The organism is Burkholderia sp. Bp8963, assembly GCF_003854275.1.
Lineage (GTDB): Bacteria > Pseudomonadota > Gammaproteobacteria > Burkholderiales > Burkholderiaceae > Burkholderia.
Genome location: NZ_QTQP01000051.1, coordinates 31,721 through 51,803 on the forward strand (window position 1 = coordinate 31,721; position 20,083 = coordinate 51,803).

Annotated in this window: 15 protein-coding genes, 1 rRNA gene and 1 pseudogene; 10 read left to right on the plus strand and 7 right to left on the minus strand. The window is 63.7% G+C overall.

Translation table 11 applies throughout. The annotated features are described in order from the left end of the window. Nucleotides 1-2 precede the first annotated feature (2 nt). The 4 genes and pseudogenes from DID96_RS30230 to DID96_RS30245 all read right to left on the minus strand — a co-directional run. Nucleotides 3-312 (minus strand): annotated as a pseudogene (locus DID96_RS30230) (ABC transporter permease subunit); the annotation flags it as partial. A gap of 91 nt (nucleotides 313-403) precedes the next feature. Continuing rightward, entirely contained in the window at nucleotides 404-1,162 is a 759-nt protein-coding gene (locus DID96_RS30235; RefSeq protein ID WP_124602897.1) for an ABC transporter substrate-binding protein, read from the minus strand. A gap of 123 nt (nucleotides 1,163-1,285) precedes the next feature. Continuing rightward, nucleotides 1,286-2,059, minus strand: coding sequence for an Asp/Glu racemase (locus DID96_RS30240; protein ID WP_124602898.1), 774 nt, complete (start codon nucleotides 2,057-2,059; stop codon nucleotides 1,286-1,288). A 137-nt stretch (nucleotides 2,060-2,196) separates the two neighbouring features. Continuing rightward, on the minus strand, nucleotides 2,197-2,544 hold the full coding sequence (locus DID96_RS30245; RefSeq protein WP_124602899.1) for a RidA family protein: 348 nt from the start codon (nucleotides 2,542-2,544) through the stop codon (nucleotides 2,197-2,199). A gap of 376 nt (nucleotides 2,545-2,920) precedes the next feature. Here DID96_RS30245 and DID96_RS30250 point away from each other — a divergent pair, with 376 nt between their 5' ends. Next, nucleotides 2,921-4,162 carry a D-amino acid dehydrogenase gene (locus DID96_RS30250; RefSeq protein ID WP_124602900.1) on the plus strand — a complete coding sequence of 414 codons (1,242 nt, stop codon included), beginning with the start codon at nucleotides 2,921-2,923 and terminating at the stop codon, nucleotides 4,160-4,162. Between the two features lie 120 nt (nucleotides 4,163-4,282). Further along, a complete protein-coding gene (locus DID96_RS30255) occupies nucleotides 4,283-5,665 on the plus strand; it encodes an aspartate aminotransferase family protein (protein WP_124602901.1) in 1,383 nt (460 codons plus the stop codon). A 54-nt stretch (nucleotides 5,666-5,719) separates the two neighbouring features. On the opposite strand, the gene DID96_RS30260 is transcribed toward DID96_RS30255, so the two are convergent. Continuing rightward, entirely contained in the window at nucleotides 5,720-6,442 is a 723-nt protein-coding gene (locus tag DID96_RS30260) for a GntR family transcriptional regulator (RefSeq protein ID WP_124602902.1), read from the minus strand. 417 nt (nucleotides 6,443-6,859) lie between these two features. Here DID96_RS30260 and DID96_RS30265 point away from each other — a divergent pair, with 417 nt between their 5' ends. After that, nucleotides 6,860-8,845: a gamma-glutamyltransferase family protein gene (locus DID96_RS30265; protein ID WP_124602903.1), complete on the plus strand. Its 1,986-nt coding sequence runs from the start codon at nucleotides 6,860-6,862 to the stop codon at nucleotides 8,843-8,845. A gap of 1 nt (nucleotide 8,846) precedes the next feature. On the opposite strand, the gene DID96_RS30270 is transcribed toward DID96_RS30265, so the two are convergent. Then, on the minus strand, nucleotides 8,847-9,503 hold the full coding sequence (locus DID96_RS30270; RefSeq protein ID WP_124602912.1) for a glutathione S-transferase family protein: 657 nt from the start codon (nucleotides 9,501-9,503) through the stop codon (nucleotides 8,847-8,849). 120 nt (nucleotides 9,504-9,623) lie between these two features. Here DID96_RS30270 and DID96_RS30275 point away from each other — a divergent pair, with 120 nt between their 5' ends. From DID96_RS30275 to DID96_RS30295, 5 genes are all read left to right on the plus strand, one after another. Further along, complete coding sequence (locus DID96_RS30275) at nucleotides 9,624-10,439, plus strand: helix-turn-helix domain-containing protein (protein ID WP_124602913.1); 816 nt, start codon at nucleotides 9,624-9,626, stop codon at nucleotides 10,437-10,439. Between the two features lie 219 nt (nucleotides 10,440-10,658). Then, nucleotides 10,659-11,918: a DNA repair exonuclease gene (locus DID96_RS30280; RefSeq protein WP_124602904.1), complete on the plus strand. Its 1,260-nt coding sequence runs from the start codon at nucleotides 10,659-10,661 to the stop codon at nucleotides 11,916-11,918. Nucleotides 11,919-11,921: 3 nt separating this feature from the next. Continuing rightward, nucleotides 11,922-15,392, plus strand: coding sequence for a YhaN family protein (locus DID96_RS30285; protein WP_124602905.1), 3,471 nt, complete (start codon nucleotides 11,922-11,924; stop codon nucleotides 15,390-15,392). Nucleotides 15,393-15,557: 165 nt separating this feature from the next. Further along, nucleotides 15,558-16,082, plus strand: a complete 525-nt coding sequence (locus tag DID96_RS30290; RefSeq protein ID WP_124602906.1) for an HD domain-containing protein — start codon at nucleotides 15,558-15,560, stop codon at nucleotides 16,080-16,082. Nucleotides 16,083-16,141: 59 nt separating this feature from the next. Next, the gene (locus DID96_RS30295; RefSeq protein ID WP_260464048.1) at nucleotides 16,142-16,789 is read left to right on the plus strand and encodes a DUF429 domain-containing protein; all 648 of its coding nucleotides are present in this window, start codon (nucleotides 16,142-16,144) and stop codon (nucleotides 16,787-16,789) included. Between the two features lie 375 nt (nucleotides 16,790-17,164). On the opposite strand, the gene DID96_RS30300 is transcribed toward DID96_RS30295, so the two are convergent. Beyond that, the gene (locus DID96_RS30300) at nucleotides 17,165-17,602 is read right to left on the minus strand and encodes an ATPase (RefSeq protein ID WP_124602908.1); all 438 of its coding nucleotides are present in this window, start codon (nucleotides 17,600-17,602) and stop codon (nucleotides 17,165-17,167) included. Between the two features lie 318 nt (nucleotides 17,603-17,920). Between DID96_RS30300 and DID96_RS30305 the strand changes: the two genes are divergently transcribed. Then, a complete protein-coding gene (locus DID96_RS30305; RefSeq protein ID WP_124602909.1) occupies nucleotides 17,921-19,072 on the plus strand; it encodes an IS110 family transposase in 1,152 nt (383 codons plus the stop codon). 942 nt (nucleotides 19,073-20,014) lie between these two features. Continuing rightward, nucleotides 20,015-20,083, plus strand: a 16S ribosomal RNA gene (locus DID96_RS30315); the annotation flags it as partial.

The following is a 20,083-nucleotide window of genomic DNA, read 5'->3' on the forward strand; positions in this document are numbered from 1 at the left end:
GAAATGGAGCCGAGCGTGATGACGTCGGCGACGAACGGGTCGACGTCGATCTGATCGATGCCGAATGCCTCGGTCAGGCCGTTCAACCAGATCCGGATGCCGTAAAACAGCAGCATCAGCACGAGATCGGGCACCGCACGAATCAGTGTCGTGTACATCGTGCGCGACGCGCGAGATGACGCGATTCGACGAGAGCTTCGCTGCGGCGCCGATGAGACCGCGCATGAACGCAGCCGCAAGGGACAGTACGGCGAGCTTGACGGTTTCCCAAGTGCCCGCGACGAGCAGCGGACCGAAGCCATTGAAGAGGATGGAGGGTTATCCTCGATGACAGGCCGCGAGCCGCGCAGGCGCGGCTCGCTTCCCTGTGTTGACGCGCGAAATGGCGAAATGACGAACGGGCTTAGCTGCCGTACAGGTCGAAATCGAAGTACTTCGACTCGATCTTCCTGTAGGTGCCGTCCTTGATCATGTCGGCGATCGACTTGTCGATCCTTGCCTTGAGGTCGCCGTCGTCCTTGCGCATGCCGATGGCGGCAGCACCCGTTTGGCGCTCCGGGCCGGCAAACGCGAAGCCCGCGCCGCGCGGCGTCTTCAGGAAACCGAGCGCGGCCTGCACTTCGTCCTGCAGCGTGGCGTCCAGACGGCCCGATTGCAGGTCCATATAGACCTGGTCCTGGTTCTGATATGACACCACGTTGACACCCTTCGGCGCCCAGTTTTCCTTCGCGTAGGTTTCCTGGATCGTGCCTTGCTGGACCCCTACCGATTTGCCCTTGAGCGATTCGACGGTCGGCGCCAGGTGCGTGTCCTTCTTTGCGACGAGACGTGTCGGCGTGTTGTAGAGCTTCTGCGAGAACGCGAGCTGTTCGGCCCGCTGGGGCGTGATCGTCATCGAAGACAGCACAGCGTCGAACTTCTTCGCCTTCAGCGCCGGGATCATGCTGTCGAAGTCCTGCTCGACCCATACGCACTTCGCGTTCAGGCGGCGGCAGATTTCGTTGCCGAGATCGATGTCGAAGCCGATGACCTTGCCATCGGGTGCCTTCGATTCGAATGGCGCATAGGTGGGATCCACACCGAAACGGATCGTCGACCACTCCTTGGCGCAGGCGCCGCCGGCGGCGAAGGCGAGTGCGACAATCAAAGCGAGTTTCTTCATGCAGTCTCCATACGTGAATGTTCCGGCGCGACATTTCGGGCGCTGTCGGCTATTCGCCATGACAACGGGGACCAGCTTCAATCAGGCATGCTTGTTCGATCGGTTTCGCACCTGACGGCGGAGTCAGACCGCAAACAGTCGACCGAGCTTCGGGAGTTTGTCCTTGACACCACCGAGTCGAAGCGCGTGCCAGGCCATCGCGTGATTGCTCGATGTCACTGGCTTGCCGAGTGCGCTCTCGATCTCGGTCACATGATCCGCAAGCCGGAGCGAGGTGCATGAGACAAACACCGCGTCGACATCGTCGTGTCGGCCGATCTTGAGAATGGCGTTTCGCACTGAATCGGCGTCGATCCGGGCCACCTCGTTATCGTCGGAATGCTCGAACGAGCCCATGCGTACCACGTCGATTCCCCTGCCGCCCAGGTATTCACGGAGCGATTCATTGATCGTACGCACATACGGAGTCAGCAGAGCGATACGGCTTGCGCCAAGTGCGTTCATCGCGACGCGCGCGGCCGTGATTGGCGTCGTGCATTCCACTTCCGGGCGCGCTTCCCTGATCCGTTCAATGACCCTTTCTTCTCCGAGAACCATGGAGGCTGACGTACAGCCGAAGGCGACCACGTCGAGACGCTCGCCCGGTCGGATCACTGCGACGCCGGGTGCGATGAGCGTGTCCATCGTTCTGAGCGTTTCCGGCGTGATTTCAGCAGAATTGGCAATGCGGCTCTCGTAGAAGCCGACACCATCGAGCGCCAGGAGCTTGCGCCATTCGTACTCGATCGTATGGTCGGTCGCCAGCACGACCAATCCGATCGCCGCACGACGTGAGATTCCGCCATCGAGCGAGAAATCGAGCCGCTCATACCGCTCAACAGATTCCAGGGTGTCCATTTGGTAGGAGTCCATTCAAAATTGTTCGATCCGCCACGTCTTCGTTGCATCCCCGGTACACCGGGCACCTCGCCGCGTTGCGCAAGACTGTCGTCATGCGCTGGCGACCGATATGGCGGCCGCCAGCGCGAGCGCGGTCACAACGCGGCAATGACCCCTATCTCGACGGTGTATTGCGGGAACGCGAGCTTCGACTCGACACATGCGCGTGCCGGAGCCTCACCCACCGGGACCCACGCGTCCCAGATTTCATTCATCTCGTTGAACGTGGTGTAGTCGGCGAGCCAGATGTTGGCCGACAGGATCCTGGCCTTGTCGGAGCCGACCTGCTCGAGCAGACGATCGATCTTCGTGAGAATCTGTGCGGTCTGGCCCTTCACATCCTGAGTCGGATCGTCGGCGACCTGTCCGGCAAGAAAAACCAACTCGCCATGCACGACCGCCTGGCTCATGCGCTTGCCGCTTTCGTAACGCTTGATCTGCATTGCTTCTCCTTGAAAAGTAACGACATCCACCGTCATAGGCTACTTCATGGTGCACATAACTGTCGACACATTTATCGACAGTTAGGGAAATTCTTGCTCGTTCGGGATGAACCGCTCTTGTGCGGAGCCGCGTTTTTCTTGCGAGGCGTTGTTACCCTCATTGATTTTGTTTTTTTATAGATATACAGTACTGTCGACACTTTGGATGACGGAACGACGTTTGTCGAAGGCCGAGACAACGGTCAAGTCGCGTTGCGGCCGAAAACTGCGACGCCATCGAGCCGTTGCCTCGCATCAGCATCCGCGTGACGGGGGCAATCCCGCCGGGTGCGACGTTGTGTCACCCACGTCAAATACGCTTCAGGCTGAGGACATCATGAGAGTTATTGTGCTGGGCGGCGGGGTAGTCGGAGTCACGACCGCGTACCAACTTCAAAGGGACGGCCATGAAGTTGTGCTGATCGACCGCCAGACTGTCGTGGCTGGCGAGACGAGTTGGGGGAATGCCGGGATGATCGCGCCGGGCCATTCCTTTGTCTGGTCGTCGCCGAAGGCGCCGATGACGCTACTGAAATCGCTGGTCCTGAAGGATCAGGCGTTGCGTTTCAGGTTCTCCGCCGATCCGCGCCTCTACACCTGGTCCTGGCGCTTCCTGATGGAATGCACGTCGGAAAAGGCGCGTCGCAACACGCTGCTCAAGCATCGGCTTGCCGCATACTCGCAGGCCGTCCTTCAGCAGGTGATCACCGATGATCCGCTTGACTACGACAGGAACGATCGGGGAATCCTCTATTTCCACCGGAGCCAGGAAGCACTGGACCGAGGCGTGATGCAGATGAAACTGCTCGAATCGGACGGACAAGTCATCAAGGTGCTGTCCCGCGATGACGTGATTGCGCTCGATCCCGCGCTTTCATCAGCGAAGGAAGGAATCGTCGGCGCGATTTATTGCCCGACTGACGAAACGGGCGATCCTGCGAAATTCGCGCGCGCGCTGGCTGAGAAGGTCGGTTCGAGAGGTGGGCAGATCCGGACAGGCACCGCGATTCTCGGCCTCGAAACGTCCGGTAGCGAAATCGTAGGGGTCCATACCGATAATGGCTTCGTGAAAGGTGATGCTTACGTGGTCGCGCTCGGCAGCTACAGCCCCGTTCTCGCCCGACAGATCGGGATTCATCTGCCGATTTATCCCGTGAAAGGTTACTCGCTCACCATTCCGATCGAGGGGCACGCGTCGCCGCCCAGCGTCGCAGCGGTGGACGAGCACAATCTTGTCGCCATCTCGCGATTCGGCGATCGGATTCGGGTCACCGCGACGGCGGAATTCGCCGGCTATGACACGAGTCACAAGCCGTCCGATTTCGCATTCATGAAGCGCGTGACGCAGGCGCTCTATCCCGACGGAGCGAACTACGATCGCGCGGAGATGTGGGCTGGCCTGCGGCCGATGACACCGAGCAACCTGCCATGCTTCGGCCGCCGACGGTATCGGAACCTGTTCCTGAATACCGGTCACGGCCATATCGGGTGGACGATGTCACACGGATCGGCCAGGATTACGGCCGACCTGATTGCCGGGCGCAAACCGGCCATTCCGATGGAAGGCCTCGTGGCGTGACAGCCGCGGCAGGCGATAGCGGACGCGCACAGGCGCATCGCCGAAAATGTCGCAGCGATCTCGAGAGCGCCTGGTGATCCGGAAACTATTTCAATTCGTGTTGAGCGATGGAGACGGGACATGCAACGAGCTGATATGCACAGCAGCGACATCAAACACTACATTCACCCGTATACCAACCTGAGTTCGCATCAGTCGGTCGGCCCGATGGTCATCGAGCGCGGCGAAGGCGTATATGTCCATGACGACAAGGGCAATCGCTATCTTGAAGCCCTGAGTGGACTCTGGTGCGCGGCACTTGGCTTCAGCGAAACCCGCCTGGCGGATGCCGCCGATCGGCAGATGCGCCGGCTTCCGTTTTATCACGCGTTCGGTCACAAGTCGTCGGAGCCGTCCATCAAGCTCGCCGAGAAACTGATATCGATGGCGCCGGTGCCGATGTCGAAGGTGTTCTTTGCGAATTCGGGATCGGAGGCCAACGACACCGCGATCAAGCTGGTCTGGTATTACAACAACGCACTGGGCAGGCCGAAGAAGAAAAAGATCATTGCCCGTTCGCGGAGCTATCACGGCGTGACGATCGCGACAGGAAGCCTGACCGGATCTCTGACCAATCATCAGGACTTCGACCTTCCGATCGACAGGATTTTGCACACGGATTGCCCCGACTTTTACCGGTACGGAATGCCGGGCGAGACCGAGGAAGACTTTGCGACCCGGTGTGTGGGGTCCCTCGAGCAGTTGATCCAGGCGGAGGGGCCGGATACGATCGCTGCCTTCTTCGCAGAGCCGATCATGGCTTCAGCCGGGATGATTCTTCCGCCGGCCACGTATGTCGAAAAGCTCCAGGCGCTGTTGAAAAGGCATGACATCCTGTTGATCGCCGACGAGGTCATTTGCGGATTCGCACGCACGGGCAAGATGTTCGGCACGGAATCGTTCGGAATGTCGCCCGACATCATTACGCTCGCCAAACAGCTCTCGGCCGGGTACGCACCGATTTCCGCGGTAATGGTTTCTGATCGAATCGATCGTGCGATGGTCGACGAAAGCGAGAAAATCGGCACTTTTGCGCATGGATTCACCTGCAGCGGGCATCCGGTCTGCGCAGCCGTGGCGCTCGAAGCGTTGCGCATCTACGTGGATGACGACATGGTCGGGCGGGTGCAGGAAATCGCGCCGCATTTTCAGGCGCGCGTCGCGGCACTTGGCGAGCACCCCCTTGTCGGTACGACACGCGGACACGGATTGATCGCGGCGCTCGAACTCGTCGCCGACAAAGGCACGCGGGCGTCGTTCGCGCAATCCGCGGGTGTCGCGTCTTACGTGGGCGAGCGTGCGCGTGTACATGGAATGATCACGCGGGCATCAGGCGACATCGTGAATTTTTGTCCACCGCTGATCATCACGCACGACCAGATCGATGAAATGTTCGACGCGGCAACGAGAGCGCTTGATGACACGGCGCAGTGGCTCGCCGCCAGACGTGCCAGCGCTGCATGATCGGACGCCCGCCGACGCCCGCTGGTCGTTGCGCCCGATGCAACCGAACCGCTTCTACTGCGAATAGAGCTTCACGACCCCGGCGTCGACGACCTTCGTGATCTCTTCCATGCGGCAAGTAATATGCGTCTCCGTCAACTCGCGGCAACGCTGCGCGTCGCGTGCTTCGATCGCATCGAGAATCTCGAGATGTTCGGCGAATGCATCGTGCCCGCGCTGTTCGAGATCGACCCAGCGAATGAAGTGGATGCGTGCGTTGATCCCGTAGAGTGCCCGCACCATCTCGTTGTTGCCGGACAAGGCCACGAGTCGGACGTGAAACTCCTCGTCCCGGGTGACCAGCTCGGCCGCGGGCGCGTGGGCCTTGTTCTTCATCACGTCCTTCCAGAACTTGCGCAACGCCCGGATGTCCTTGGCATCGGCGCGCTCAACGGCAAGTTGTACGGCAGATGCCTCGATGCTGCGACGAAACTCGAACAGATCGAAGATATCCTGCCGGTTCAGCTCCCGGACGAAGAACCCGCGATTGGGGACAAAATGCAGCAGGTTCTCGGCGACGAGCCGATTGAGTGCCTCCCGAAGCGGGGTTCGACTCACCTGGAATTTTTCGGCGAGTTCGAGTTCATTGATTCTTTCACCTGGCCGGATCGTGTAGAGGACGGCCATGGCTTTCAATTGTTCGTACAGGTCGTTGACCGTGAGCCCGGCTCGCTTGGGTGCGCTGGTCTCACGTACGCGCGGTCGCGATTCCCGTAGCAATGACGAGTAGCCTGCCATTTCCAGATATCCTTCGGGCGCCTGCCGCGCCGATCATTCAATGTTTCGCCGCGACTCCTGATGCATGCGCGTCGTGGTGGTTGCTATGTTCGCTATGTTCGCGTCGGCCTGCGCGTTGCGCTGGCGACATGTCGCCGGATGAGGTGTTTGCCTGAAAACCGTAAAGACCGCACGGTGAATCGGGCTCACAAGTGTCGGCATGTCTGTATTCTACAGTACGGTTTTGGTGTGGCGCCCCTTGCATTTTCCAGACCACAGTGCGCAGCGATACAGGCGAAACAACGCGAGTTCGCGATTGCGAACAAAAAGCGGTTCGTGGGAATATCGACCGAATTGCCTGCCGGTGGAGAGCGAAGCAGGCAAATCCCCGGGCCACGCTACGACCGATCGAAGCGCATGAATTCAATGAACAATTCAATGAATCAGCACCCGATATTCCCGTATGCAGCCGTGCTGGTCACCGCCACCCTGATGGCGGCATGCGGGGGCAACGTCGAAACCGAACTGGGCAACGCGAAGCAGCCCGCGCACGACGTGAGCTGTCTCGCGGTCGACAACAGCGGCTCGACGGTCGTGGTGGGCTCCAGCCAGCCGGGCGATCCGTCGCTGCCTGAACCGTCGTCGGGTTATCGCACCGGGTTGAAACCCGTCTATGCGAAGACGTACATGGTGGTGACCTCGAACGCGTATGCGAGCGCGGCCGGCTGCGCGGTGCTGAAGAAGGGCGGCACCGCGGCCGATGCGGCGGTCGCCGTGCAGGCCGTGCTGGGTCTCACGGTGCCCGAGGCGACCGGCCTCGGGGCCGGCGGCGTGCTGCTCTACTACGACGGGCGAAAAAAAGCGGTCCAGGCGTACGACGGCCGCGAGACGGCGCCGGCTGCGGCCACCGGGAACTACCTGCGCTATGTGGACGACTGGAGCGATCATTCTGCCCCGCAACCGAACGCACGCGCGAGCGGCCGGTCCATCGGCACAATCGGCGTCCCGCGGCTGATCGAGTTACTGCAGCGGGATCACGGCAAACTGGCATGGAAGGATCTGTTCGGCGATGCGATCTCGCTCGCAACGAACGGCTTTCCTATCGGCGGCCGCCTCGCCGATGCAATCGCCACGAATGCCGCGGATCTGAAGCGCGACCCCGAGGCCGCCGCGTACTTCCTCAACGCGGACGGATCGCCGAAGACGCTCGGCACGTTGCTGAAGAATCCCGCGTACGCGCAGACGCTGACGCTGATCGCGCAAACAGGCGCGAACGCGCTGTACACGGGGCAGATCGCACAGGACATCGTCGCGAAGATCGCGGCGACGAAGGGTGCCGACGGCTCGACGATCACGCCGGGCAAGACGACGCTCGCCGACCTCGGCGCGTACCGGGCCAAGCGCCGCGAGCCGGTCTGCACGACTTACCGGACCTACTGGGTGTGCGGAATGCCGCCGCCGTCGTCGGGCGGCATCGCAGTCGCGTCCGCGCTCGGCATTCTCGAGAATTTCGACCTCGAGTCGATGAAGCCGACGGCGATCGACGGCGAGGGCGGCAAGCCGACGGTCGCCGCCGTGCATCTGGTGACGGAGGCCGAACGGCTCGCGTATGCGGATCGCGACAAGTACGTCGCGGATGCCGACTTCGTGCCGCCGCCCGGCGGCACCTGGGACACGCTGCTCAACAAGCCGTATCTGAAGGCGCGTGCGCGGCTGATCGACCTGAACCGGAGCATGGGCACCGCGCAGCCCGGCAATCTCGGCGCGGTGCCGCTCGGCGTCGATACCACGCTGATCGAGCACGGCACGAACCAGTTCACGATCGTCGACGGCGACGGCAATGTGCTCAGCGCGACGACGACCGTCGAGTCGAGCATGGGTTCGTTCCACATGACGCACGGCTTCCTGCTGAACAACCAGCTGACGGATTTCTCCGTGAATCCGACCGACAACGCCGGCAATCCGGTCGCGAACCGCCTGCAGCCCGGCAAGCGGCCGCGAAGCTCGATGGCGCCGACGATGGTGTTCCGGATCGCCGCGGACGGATCGAAAGGCGATTTCGTGACGGCGACGGGCTCGCCGGGTGGCGGCGCGATTCCGCAATACGTCATGAAGACGCTCGTCGGCACGCTGGACTGGGGGCTCGACGCGCAGCAGTCCGCCGGGCTGCTCGACTTCGGCGCAGGCAACAGCCCGACGACCACGATCGGCGGCGAGCATCCGAACGTCAATACCGCGAACAACGGCGCGAACGACCCGCTGATCTCGGGGCTGGTCGCGCTCGGCCACAAGGTGTCGACGGCGGCGCAACCGAGCGGCGTGAACACGGTGAGGCGCGTGCAGGTCAACCAGCAGCCGGTGCTGCAGGGCGGCACGGATCCGCGCCGGGAAGGCGTCGTGCTCGGCGATACGTTCAAGCCTTGATTCAGGATGGTGCGGCGGCTGGCCTAGCCTTGTCATGCTGCGCCGCCAGCGCTGCATCCGCCGCCTGGGCGCGCTGGATGGCCGGGCGGGCCAGGATGCGGTCGATATAGGCGCGCACCACGGGCGTCTCGGGTACCAGCTTGAACATCGTGGTCCAGTTCAGCGCCGCACCCCACAGCACGTCCGCCGCCGTAAAGCGCTCGCCCAGCAGGTAGGGCCCCTTGTCCAGTTGCGCGCAGATCGTATTGATGACGGTGTCGAAGTCGCCGTAGGGCGAGGCGGAGTACGCGGCGGGCGGGCGGTTCATCGAGCGGTCGACAACGGCCGGCTCGAAGCACGAACCGTAGAACACCATCCAGCGCAGGTACGACCCGCGCAGCGAATCGCCGACCGCCGGCGCCAGGCCGGCTTCCGGATACAGCTCCGCGGCATACAGATGGACGGCGGCCTGCTCGGTGATGACGGCATCGCCGTGGCGCAGCGCGGGCACCTTGCCCATCGGGTTGATGCCCAGGTAATCGGGCTTGCGGTGTTCGCCGCTGCGCAGGTCGAATGCGTGCAGTTCGTAGTTGGCGTTCAGCTCTTCGAGCAGCATGCGGGCGCTGGCCGATCGGCTGCGCGGCGCGTGGTAGAGGATCAGGTGGCGGTCTTGTGGCACCGTTGGCTCCGGCGTGTGGTCGGGAACAAAATCGCCAATGTAGTGCGGCCGCGCGCAGTCGTCTTGGAAAAACCCGCTGCCGCGGTGCATCATCGCGGCATCGCATCCGACGCCTTCAACATGACCGACTTGCGTAACGTTACCGACACACCCAAGGGCGTGGTCGCCCCACAGGCCTTCCACCAGCGCATCCGCCTGAATCGCTACCACCCGTGTCCCGCACTGGCCGGTGTGCTGGATCACCACTGGATTGTCGAATGGGACTTGCGCGGCCAGCCGGCCCATGTGCAGCGCACGCTGCCGTATCCATGCGTGAACCTGGTGTTTGACCGGCGGCAGACGGGCGTCTTCGGTGTGGTGTCGGGCGCGTTCGAGACCACGCTGACCGACGCGGGTCGCGTGCTCGGCCTGCGCTTTCGGCCCGGCGCCTTTCGCGCGTTCTTCGGCAAGCCGGTGCATTTGCTGACCGACAAGGTGCTGCCGGTGTCCACGCTGCTCGACTGCAGTGACGCCGAAGCCGACGACATCGTGCTCGGCGCACAAGACGATGCCGGCATGGTGTCGGCCGCAGAGTCGCTGCTGCTGCGTGTGCTGCCGCGGCCCGATCCGCAGGTCGAGCGCATCCACGCGATCCTGCAGATGTTGCAGCAGGACATCGGCCTCACGCAGGTGCGCGACCTGGCCGAACGCGCTGGCCTGCGCGAGCGCACGCTGCAGCAGCTCTTTGCCGATTACGTGGGGGTGACGCCCAAGTGGGTAATCTGTCGCTACCGCCTGCATGAAGCTGCCGACAAGCTCGCCGGCGGCGAGCCGATCGACTTGGCGGAACTGGCCCACGCGCTCGGCTATTTCGACCAGGCGCATTTCACGCGCGACTTCCGCAAGCTGGTGGGCAAGGCACCGGCCGAGTACCGGCGCGATGCCAATCAGGCCTGATGCCGCGATTCCGGGGCCGCAGGCGCGTCGGCCGTATCGCGCGCAGAGTGGCAATGGCCACTACAATCGCCGGTTACGGAGATGCCGCCCGATTGGTCCGATTGGTCCGATCGGCCCGACTGCGCGCGTGCTCGTCGCACCGGCGCCGCGACAACGGTCGAACGCGGCCGTCCGTCGGCATCTTCTGCGCCTGACCCGATACGTACCTGAGGAATCTTCGTGAAGTTCATCCACGCGGCAGACATTCACCTCGACAGCCCGCTGCATGGCCTGAGTGCCTATCCCGACGCGCCGGCCGCGCAGTTGCGCAACGCGTCCCGCGAGGCGCTGCGGCAGCTCGTCGACCGCGCGCTCGAGGAAGAGGTGGCCTTTCTCGTGATCGCCGGCGACCTGTATGACGGCGACTGGAAGGATCACAACACTGGCATCTTCTTCAGCCAGCAGATGGGGCGTCTGCGCAAGGCGGGCATCCGCGCGTTCGTGCTGTGGGGCAACCACGATGCCGAGAGCGAGATGACGAAGAAGCTGACGCTGCCGGACAACGTGACGGTCTTCAGTCACCGCAAGCCGGAAGTCCACGTCCTGCCCGAATTCAACGTCGCGCTGCACGGACAGAGCTTCAAGGACAAGGCGGTCGTCGACAACCTCGTGCTCGGCTATCCGGAGCCGGTGCCCGGCCACTACAACATCGGCGTGCTGCATACCGCGCTGGAAGGCTACACGGCCCATGCGAGCTACGCGCCGTGCACGCGCGCGGAGCTGCACGCGAAAGGCTACGACTACTGGGCGCTCGGGCACGTGCACGAGTTCCAGCAATGGGCGGAGCGGTCGACGATCGTGTTTCCGGGGAACCTGCAGGGCCGGCATATCCGCGAGACGGGGCGCCGCGGCGCCGTGATCGTCAGCGTCGAGAACGGGCACACGCATGTCGAGCGCCTGTATCTCGACGTGCTGCGCTGGGAGGCGGTGTCGGTCGATGCGTCAGACTGCGTGTCGATCGCGGACCTGTCGCGCAAGATCGGCCAGTCGCTCGAAGCGCTGCTGTCGGTCGACGGTCACGTGCCGCGCGCGGTGCGCGTGACGGTGACCGGGCAGACCCCCGCGCATGGTCTCTTCTTCGGACGCGCGACGCAGCTGCGCGCGGAAGTGCTGAACCAGATCGGCATCATCGGCAACGAGCGGCTCTGGCTCGAGAAGGTCAAGCTCGCGACATCCGCTGCGCACGCCGCAGACGCCACGGACGGCGCGAGCGAGCAGCTCGAAGCGCTGGAAGACCTGAAGCAGATCCTCGCGGCGGCGGCGCAGGATCCGGAGTTCATCGCGCTGCTCGAGCGCGACCTGCGGCCGTTCGTCGGCAAGGTGCGCAGCGAGGTGAAGGAGGACGCGCCGCTGCTTGCGCTCGCGAGGGCCGGCGAGCTGACGGCGCTGGTGCAGCAGGTCGGCCCCGCGCTGCTCGCGCGTCTGGCCAGGGGGGAGTGAGCGATGCGCATCAAGCAACTCGATTTGATCAAGTACGGCAAGTTCACCGACGAGACGCTGCGGTTTCCGCGGGCGATGAACGATTTCCACGTGATCGTCGGCCCGAACGAGGCCGGCAAGTCCACGATCCGCACGGCCGTATCGGAGCTGCTGTTCGGCATGAAGCTGCAGACGCCGCTCGATTTCCTGCACAGCACGCCGGAACTGCGAATCGGCGGCGTGCTGGAAAGCGGGGCGGGCGAGCTCGCGTTTCATCGGGCGCGCGGCCGCAGTCCGCTGCGCACGCCCGCCGACGAGCGCCTGCCGGACGATTATCTGGCGGCCGTTCTCGACGGCGCGGGCAAGGAGTTCTTCGAGCAGATGTTCGGGCTCGATCACGGGCGGCTCGTCGAAGGCGGCCGGAGCATTCTCGACGCGTCCGACAAGCTCGGCCAGGTGCTGTTCGAGTCGGCGGCAGGCGTCGGCAGCCTCGGGCCCGTGCGCGAGGAACTCGACGCGCGGTCGGGCGAGCTCTGGGCGCCGCGGCGCAGCGGCAGCGCGTTTGCGCTGGCCGAGTCGGCTTTCAATGACGCCGTGAGCGAACTGAAGGCGGTGCAGGTCCGCACGCGCGACTGGGTCGAGCGCAAGGAGGCGTGCGAAGCGGTCGAGCAGGAAATCGAGCGCTTGCGCACCGCACAGCGCGGGCTCGAGTCGCTGCGCTCGAAGCTCGAGCGCGTGCGGCGGCTCGCGCCGTATCTGAAGGAGCTGACGATCAAGGAGGGCGCGCTTGCCGAGCTCGGCGACGTCGTCGACATGCCGCCGACGGCCTATGCCGATCTGCTGAAGGCACAGGGCGATCTCGCGGCGGAGCAGAAGGTGCTGGAGGAGCGGCGTGCGGACCTGGCCGCCAAGCGGCAGTCGCGCGACGCGATCGAGGCGGACACCGACGCGCTGGCACTCGCGGGCGACATCGATGCGCTCGACAAGCTGCGCAGCGCATGCGCGAACCATCGACAAGACTTGCTGTTGCGCGACGCGGAGGCCGCGCGTCATCTGTCCGCCGCGTTCGGCGCGGCTGCCCAGCTCGGCTGGCCGGCGGACGAAGCGATGCTGCGCGCCGCATTGCCGAAGGCGCTGTCGCTGAAGACGGTCACCAACCTGCTGCGCGACCACGGCGCGTTGCATCAGGCTTTGATCGGCGCGCGCGACGCGCTCGACGAAAAGACGCGCGAGCGCGGACAGCTGAAGGATCAGCTCGACGGACTGTCGACTGTCGAGGTGCCGGACGCGCTTCGCACCGCGCTTGCCGACGCGCAGGGTTTCAGGAACAGCGGACAGCGGGAGCAGGCGCTCGATCGCGAAGTCGCGGCTGCTGCACGTGCACTGGAGTATGCGCTCGACGAGCTCGGGCAATGGCGCCGGCCGGTGGACGCGCTGCGCACGCTCGATCTGCCGTCCACGTCCAGGCTCGCTGCGTTGCTGAAGGAGGACAGCGAGCAGGCGAGCATGGTTGCCACGGCGCGCGAAGCGTCGGAGAGTGCGCGTGAAGAGCTCGAGCGGCTCGAACTGCAGGAGCGGCATTTCACCGAGAGCAACAAGGTCGTGACGACCGCGGACGTGCTGGCGGCGCGGGCGCGGCGCGACGATGCGTGGGGCGACGTCAAGCGCGGGACGGTCGGTGTGGAGGCCGGCGCGCCGGCTGTCGACGATGCGATCCGCCTTGCGGACGAACTCGTCGATTCCCGGCTCGGCACCACGCAGGCGGCGGCGACGTTGCAGTCGCTGCGTCAGCAGGTCGAGTCGTCGCGGGCGAACCTGATGCGAAGGCAGGCTGCACTGAGCGAGCGCGAGCGGGAGCTGACCGGCTGCCGCGACGCGTGGACGCAACTCGCAGCAGCGGCCGGCGTGCCGGGCATGCCGCTTGCCGACATGAGCGACTGGCTGGCAAAGCGCGACGCGGCGATGACCGCGCAGGCGACGCTCGCCCGTCTGCAACACGAGTTCGACGAGACGTGTGCGGCACGCGCCGGGGCTCAGGCGGCGCTGCTCGCGGCGTTGCAAGCGGTCTCGCGCGGAAGCGAATCGGAGGGGCTCGCGGCGCTTGTCGTCGCGGCCGAGTCGTTCGTGCAGTCGGCGGAGAAATCGATCGCGCAGAAGGGCAGTCTCGAGGATCAGGTGCGGCAGGCCGAACGCGGGTGCGCCGGTGCGCAACTGAAGGTCGACCACGCGCAGACGGCCTACGACGCATGGCATGCGCAATGGCGGGACGCGTTGGCTGACGCAAAACTCACGTCGAGTGCCGTGACGCTCGCTGCGGCGGAAGGCGCAGTCGAACTGGCGAACACGGTCGCGGCGGAACTCGCCGAAGCGGACGCGCCGCGCAATCGGATCGCCGCGATGCGTGCCGATCTCTCTGCGCTGGAATCCGGCGCGCGCCGGCTCGCCGAAGCGCTCGATCCCGCGCGGCTGACTGACGACGACTGGCTCGAGGTTGCGCGCAGGCTGACGGTGCGCCTGTCGGCCGCGAAGGAAACCGCGAAAGCGATCGAACGGGCCGACGACGCAATCCGGCACGCGGAGGGCAAGGTAGCGGACGCGGTCGCCACCGTCGCGGGCGCGGACGCGCGGATCCAGCCGCTCTTGCAACTGGCCGGCGTGGACACGATCGATGCGGCATTGCCGCTTGCCGAGCGCTCCGATCGGCGGCGCGAGCTGCTGAAGGCGATCGGCGCGGCACAGGAGGCGCTGGTCCGCGACGGCGATGGTCTTTCGCAGCAGGCGATCGCGGCCGAGATCGCGGAGCAGGAGATCGCCGAGGTGCCGGCCCGCCTCGAGTCGGTAAAGCAGGAACTCGGCGACCTCGGCAAACGGCTGAACGAATTCGCGCAGCAGCAGGTGGTGGCCGAGCAGGCGTTCGGCGCGATCAACGGTCAGGCGAACGCGGCCGTGGCCGAGGCGAAGCGGCAGGAAGCGCTGGCATCGATGGGCGACGCGGCCGAACAGTATCTGGAGGCGGCGACCGCGAGCCGGCTGCTGAAGTGGGCGACGGATCGCTACCGCGACCAGAAGCAGGGGCCGATGCTCAAGCGCGCGGGAGAAATCTTTGCGGGGCTGACGCTCGGCGAGTTCGCGCGGCTCACGGTCGATACCGAAAGAACGCCGCCCGCACTCTATGCGCGGCGCACGAAAGGCACGGCGGTCGAGGTGACCGGGATGAGCGAGGGCACGCGCGACCAGTTGTTCCTCGCGTTGCGTATCGCTGCGCTCGAACTGCAGCTCGCGAACCGGACCGCGCTGCCGTTCGTCGCCGACGACCTGTTCATCAATTTCGATGACGCGCGTGCGAAGGCGGGGCTCGAGGCGTTGCGGGATTTGTCCACGCGGACGCAGGTGCTGTTCCTCACGCACCACGATCATCTGCTGCCGCTGGTGAAGGAGGTGTTCGGCGAACCGGTCAACGTGGTGGCGCTGCAGCGGGAGCCGGCCGTCGCTTAGGTTCGGGCATCCGGGCGTCCGGGCATCCCGGTCGCACGGTCGCACGGTCGCACGGTCGCGGCGGCGCGGATGGGCGGGCCGTCATCGTGGCGTGCGCGGCATCTGCGAGAATGGGCTGGCGCGCGACCGGCCGGGCCGGCGGGTCCGGCCACTCAGGGGGTAATCATGAACAAGCTGGTAGCAGCCATTGCGTTTGCGGCGGACAAGCATCGCAATCAACGGCGGAAGGACGACGAGGCGTCCCCGTACATCAATCATCCGATCGCGCTGGCCAACGTGCTCGCGAACGAGGCCGGCATCGAGGACGAGCGCGTGATCGTCGCCGCCGTGCTGCACGACACGGTCGAGGACACGGAGACGACCGAGCAGGAGTTGCTGCGCCTGTTCGGCAAGGATGTTGCGGACATCGTGATGGAGGTGACGGACAACAAGTCGTTGCCGAAGGACGAGCGCAAGCGCCTGCAGATCGAGCATGCCGTGCAGATCAGCCGTCGTGCGAAGCTCGTGAAGCTGGCCGACAAGATCTGCAACCTGCGTGACATCGCGAACCATCCGCCCGCGGATTGGCCGCTCGACCGGAAGCAGGCGTACTTCGACTGGGCCAAGGCGGTCGTCGATCGGATGCGTGGCGTTCATCCGGGGCTCGAGGGCATTTTCGATGCCGCATACGACGCGCGGCCGTCGGAGTGAGCATGCCGGCGAAGCGGGCGGCGTCCGGCACTGCGCGTGCGCAGGCTGCGGCGCCCGCAATGCACGCTGTCGCCGGCGTCGATGTCGGCGGAAACAGGAAGCAATGCGATCTCGTGATCCTGCGCGGCACGTCGATCCTGTATCGCGCCGAGCGGGTTGCGCCGGAGGCATTGCTCCACTTGTGTCTCGACCATGATGTCGTGGCGGTCGGTGTCGATTCGCCGAGCCGGTGGTGGGCCGGCGACGGTCATCGGCCGGCCGAACGCGCGCTGGTGAGCGAGCGGATTTCGTTGTTCTCGACGCCGACGCGGGAACGGGCGCTCGCGAATACGACAGGGTTCTATGACTGGATGTTTACCGGCGAACGGGTCTATCGGGCGCTGTCTGACGCGTATCCGCTTCTGAGTGTGCCGCGCTATGCGGGTGGACGCGTGTGCTTCGAGACCTATCCGCATGCGATTACGTGTGCGCTGCTCGGCAAGGACGTTGCGTCCGCGAAGCAGAAGCGCGTTCAGCGCAAGCAATTGCTGGCCAGTCTGGGCGTCGATGTCAGGACGCTGACCACCGTCGATGCAAGAGACGCTGCGCTTTGCGCGTTGACTGCGCAATGCGTGCTGGACGGCCGCGCGTCCGCTTATGGGGATGCGGAGGGGGGATTCATCCGCGTGCCGATGGTGAGCGCCAGTGACGATCGTGTTGCACCGTAGCTCGATCGGGGCAGATGCAGTCACTTCGATTCGGTCGACACACGTCCGTGGAACGGCGGCGAATGCTGGCGGGACAGCAAAGCCGGTCGCATTCCGCGTCGGCATGCTGCGTGCGTTACGGGCGCGTCGTTGAATCGGATCGTCGCATGCGCGATGCTCAAGGTGAGCCTTTACGGGAGGCGCGTGGATATACGCGCGGCGAATGTATGTCGAGCATACGCGCGGTCGCATCAGACAGGTTCGAGCTGACGCAGTGGTATTTGCCCGTTGAAGTGACTGGCGCCAGGATGGCGGAGCCGTATCGTCGGCGTGGTGGGTCGGTGGCGCGTCCGGAGTGGCGTTCGTTCACAGCCGGACGGCGGCACGACCGAGGCTTCAATCGTCGAGAAGGGATCGGGGGACGTCTGCGGGATCGGGATCCTGCGCTTGCTCGTAATGTGCCGCTGCGTCGTCGATCATGACCACGGCCACGTCGATCAGTTCGTCCAGGCGCTGCAGCAACGCGTCGTGCCATTCCGCGTCTTCATCGCGTTCCGGCGTCTTGTCGAGTTGCTCGATGATCGATTCGGCCGTCTGCAGGAACGGGATCGCCTGCTGATAGTTCTCGATGGACACCAGGGCTGCGTTTCGCGCACCGACCAGCCATTCCCGGTAGTCGTCTGCCTGGGCGGATTGGCCGCCGATGCGAGGCAACACATCTGAAATGCGTTGCAGCAGCGGTGGGACCTGTTCCTCCAGCATCGTGGCGTGTTCGCGTAGTGCCGCATATTCGGCGCGGAGGTTTGCTTCGTCGGATTGGGCGGTGCTGTCCATCTTGGGTCGTTGTGCGTGATGCAATCGCCGCATGATACTCGACAGCGCGTTCCGTTCTCGTCCCATGGACGGGTTCCTATATGTATTGAATGGGTGCCGGAACGGGGACTGTCATGTACTGCCTGCCGCAAGCACGGACGTGAATACGATGGCCGCGCCGGAGAAATGCACGTTGGTGTCGTGGGATCGTGGCGATACGGTGGTCGTTTGAAGCCACACCCTAGCGTAGCACCCTGTATAGATCCTATGTACAGCAAGGGGCGACGAAGCCATATCGGTAAAATCAGCGTGTCGTGAAGTTCCTCACCGGAGGGCGTCATGTGTACACAGGAAATGCAAGGCAACGCAACGGACGTGGTACTGGCCGTATCGCTTGAACTGGCGGCGGCAAAGTGGAAAGTCGCGCTGCATGACGGGCATCGAGAAAGCCCGTCGATTCACACGGTGGCACAAACCGACCCGGCCGTCCGTCTGCAGGCCGTGCTTACGCTGATTGCCACCCAAAAGCAGACTTGGGCATTGCCCGACAACACGCGTATCGTCGTGAGCTACGAAGCCGGTCAGGACGCATTCTGGATCTTCCGGGCTCTGCAGGCTCGCGGCATCGAATGTTACGTCGTCGATCCCGCGAGCATTCCGGTCCAACGCCAAAAACGGCGCGCAAAGACCGACCGGCTTGACGTGACGAAGCTCGTCATCAACCTGCGGGCCTGGCTGGGCGGCGAACGCGACCGCATGCACGCGGTGCACGTACCCTCTGCCCAAGACGAAGCTTCGCGTCACCTGATGCGTGATCGCGGCCAACTGCAGAAAGAAGTGCTGCAACACCGCGACCGCATGCGCAAGCTGCTGGCCACGGTCGGCTGCTGGGAGAATGTCAACAGCCGTAACTTCCCCACCCGCGTCGCATGCCGTGAAGTGCGCTGTCACGATGGTGCCCCGCTGCCCGACGAGCTCCACGAACGCCTGCTGCGCGAGTGCGAGCGGCTGGCGCTGGTCGAGAAGCAGGCGGCCACCCTGGAAAAGGCCTACCACCTCAACCTTCCCGAACGTGCGCGCGAGCGTATTGATCACCTCACACACCTGCGCGGCATCGGTCCGGTTAGCGGCTCGAGACTTGCACTCGAGCTCTTCTGGAGGCGCTTCGCCAACCGCCGTCAGGTGGGCGCCTGTACCGGCCTGGTCCCGCAGCCCTACGACAGCGGCCAAACCCAGATCGATCAGGGGATCAGCAAACAAGGGAACCGGCGCGTGCGCGCGTTACTGATTGAAACGGCATGGACATGGATACGGTATCAGCCCGCCAGCCTGCTCACTCGCTGGTTCAACGAGCGCACGAAGGGCACAGGCCCCAACCGACGCGCTCGACGTATTGCGATCGTCGCGGTGGCACGCCGCCTGGTCATCGCGCTATGGCGCTATCTCGAAGAAGGTGTGATTCCCGAAGGTGCTGAACTCAAAATGCGATAAGGATCCCTATCAAACAAGCCAGTGCAGCAACGGATCAAATGAAACAGATTCTTGCGGTCTGAACGGAATATGCCCGAGCAGTTGCCGGGTTGCTCGACAGCAACCGAACGATATAGATGGGGCATACTCCTGGTGAACCTTCCAGCGTAACGCGCATAGGATGCGGCCGGCTGCCCGCCGGCGGATAGAAGGCGGTGAGACGTGAATGTCTCACGTGCGCAACGCGCTTCAGACACGTGAGAGATAGTTTCGTCCCCAAATGCGCCTGCAGGACGAGGCCTAAGATGACAGGAAATGTACTGATGGCATCAAAAGCCCGGAAGCCAAAAAAGCCTTGACTATTTTCTCCTCATAGAAGGCAACTAGAGGGACGCGCGCAGACGCCATTTGCAAAATGCCGTGACATTTACCGCAACTGCTTAAAAACCCCCGTGCGCGGCAGCGCACGGGGGTTTTTAAATTTGGATTATTTATGGGGCTTTAAAATTTATTTCACAAACCCCTTGCACAGGCGGGGGCAGATGCCTACAATCACGCCTCTTTCGCGCTGACGGCAACGCGGCGCGGGAGAGGGGAAGCGAAGTTGCTTGGGTGTCTGGTTTCAGGCGCTTGGGCGGCCAAGGAAGATGAACCCCGCAGTCGCAACGACGTAGTAAAGAAAGTTGTTGACGAGCTGCGAAACAGCGTTCATAATCTCATTTCTCTGCTGCTGAAAACGCAGCGCTGCTGAGAAAGCGGTCCTTCTCGCAGAAATGCTCTTTAAAAATTAACAGCCGATAAGTGTGGGCGCTTGATGACGGCGAGCCCGGTCCTCGGATCGGGATAGCAAAAGTATCAAGAGTCTCACACTAAAGTAAGTCAGGTTTATGAAGCAATTCATATGACCTGTCAGCTTTGAGTGAGCGACCGGTTTCTAACGAAACCGAAAACAGTAACAGGTTTGAACTGAAGAGTTTGATCCTGGCTCAGATTGAACGCTGGCGGCATGCCTTACACATGCAAGTCGAACGG

What these genes read in the sequence shown, in the direction of transcription:
- DID96_RS30295 (WP_260464048.1), top strand. Translation starts at nt 16,142, where the DNA reads ATGCACGCTGTCGCCGGCGTCGATGTCGGCGGAAACAGGAAGCAATGC.
- DID96_RS30305 (WP_124602909.1), top strand. Translation starts at nt 17,921, where the DNA reads ATGTGTACACAGGAAATGCAAGGCAACGCAACGGACGTGGTACTGGCC.
- DID96_RS30290 (WP_124602906.1), top strand. Translation starts at nt 15,558, where the DNA reads ATGAACAAGCTGGTAGCAGCCATTGCGTTTGCGGCGGACAAGCATCGC.
- DID96_RS30250 (WP_124602900.1), top strand. Translation starts at nt 2,921, where the DNA reads ATGAGAGTTATTGTGCTGGGCGGCGGGGTAGTCGGAGTCACGACCGCG.
- DID96_RS30300 (WP_124602908.1), bottom strand. Translation starts at nt 17,602, where the DNA reads ATGGACAGCACCGCCCAATCCGACGAAGCAAACCTCCGCGCCGAATAT.
- DID96_RS30275 (WP_124602913.1), top strand. Translation starts at nt 9,624, where the DNA reads ATGACCGACTTGCGTAACGTTACCGACACACCCAAGGGCGTGGTCGCC.
- DID96_RS30240 (WP_124602898.1), bottom strand. Translation starts at nt 2,059, where the DNA reads ATGGACACCCTGGAATCTGTTGAGCGGTATGAGCGGCTCGATTTCTCG.
- DID96_RS30260 (WP_124602902.1), bottom strand. Translation starts at nt 6,442, where the DNA reads ATGGCAGGCTACTCGTCATTGCTACGGGAATCGCGACCGCGCGTACGT.
- DID96_RS30285 (WP_124602905.1), top strand. Translation starts at nt 11,922, where the DNA reads ATGCGCATCAAGCAACTCGATTTGATCAAGTACGGCAAGTTCACCGAC.
- DID96_RS30265 (WP_124602903.1), top strand. Translation starts at nt 6,860, where the DNA reads ATGAATCAGCACCCGATATTCCCGTATGCAGCCGTGCTGGTCACCGCC.
- DID96_RS30255 (WP_124602901.1), top strand. Translation starts at nt 4,283, where the DNA reads ATGCAACGAGCTGATATGCACAGCAGCGACATCAAACACTACATTCAC.
- DID96_RS30235 (WP_124602897.1), bottom strand. Translation starts at nt 1,162, where the DNA reads ATGAAGAAACTCGCTTTGATTGTCGCACTCGCCTTCGCCGCCGGCGGC.
- DID96_RS30245 (WP_124602899.1), bottom strand. Translation starts at nt 2,544, where the DNA reads ATGCAGATCAAGCGTTACGAAAGCGGCAAGCGCATGAGCCAGGCGGTC.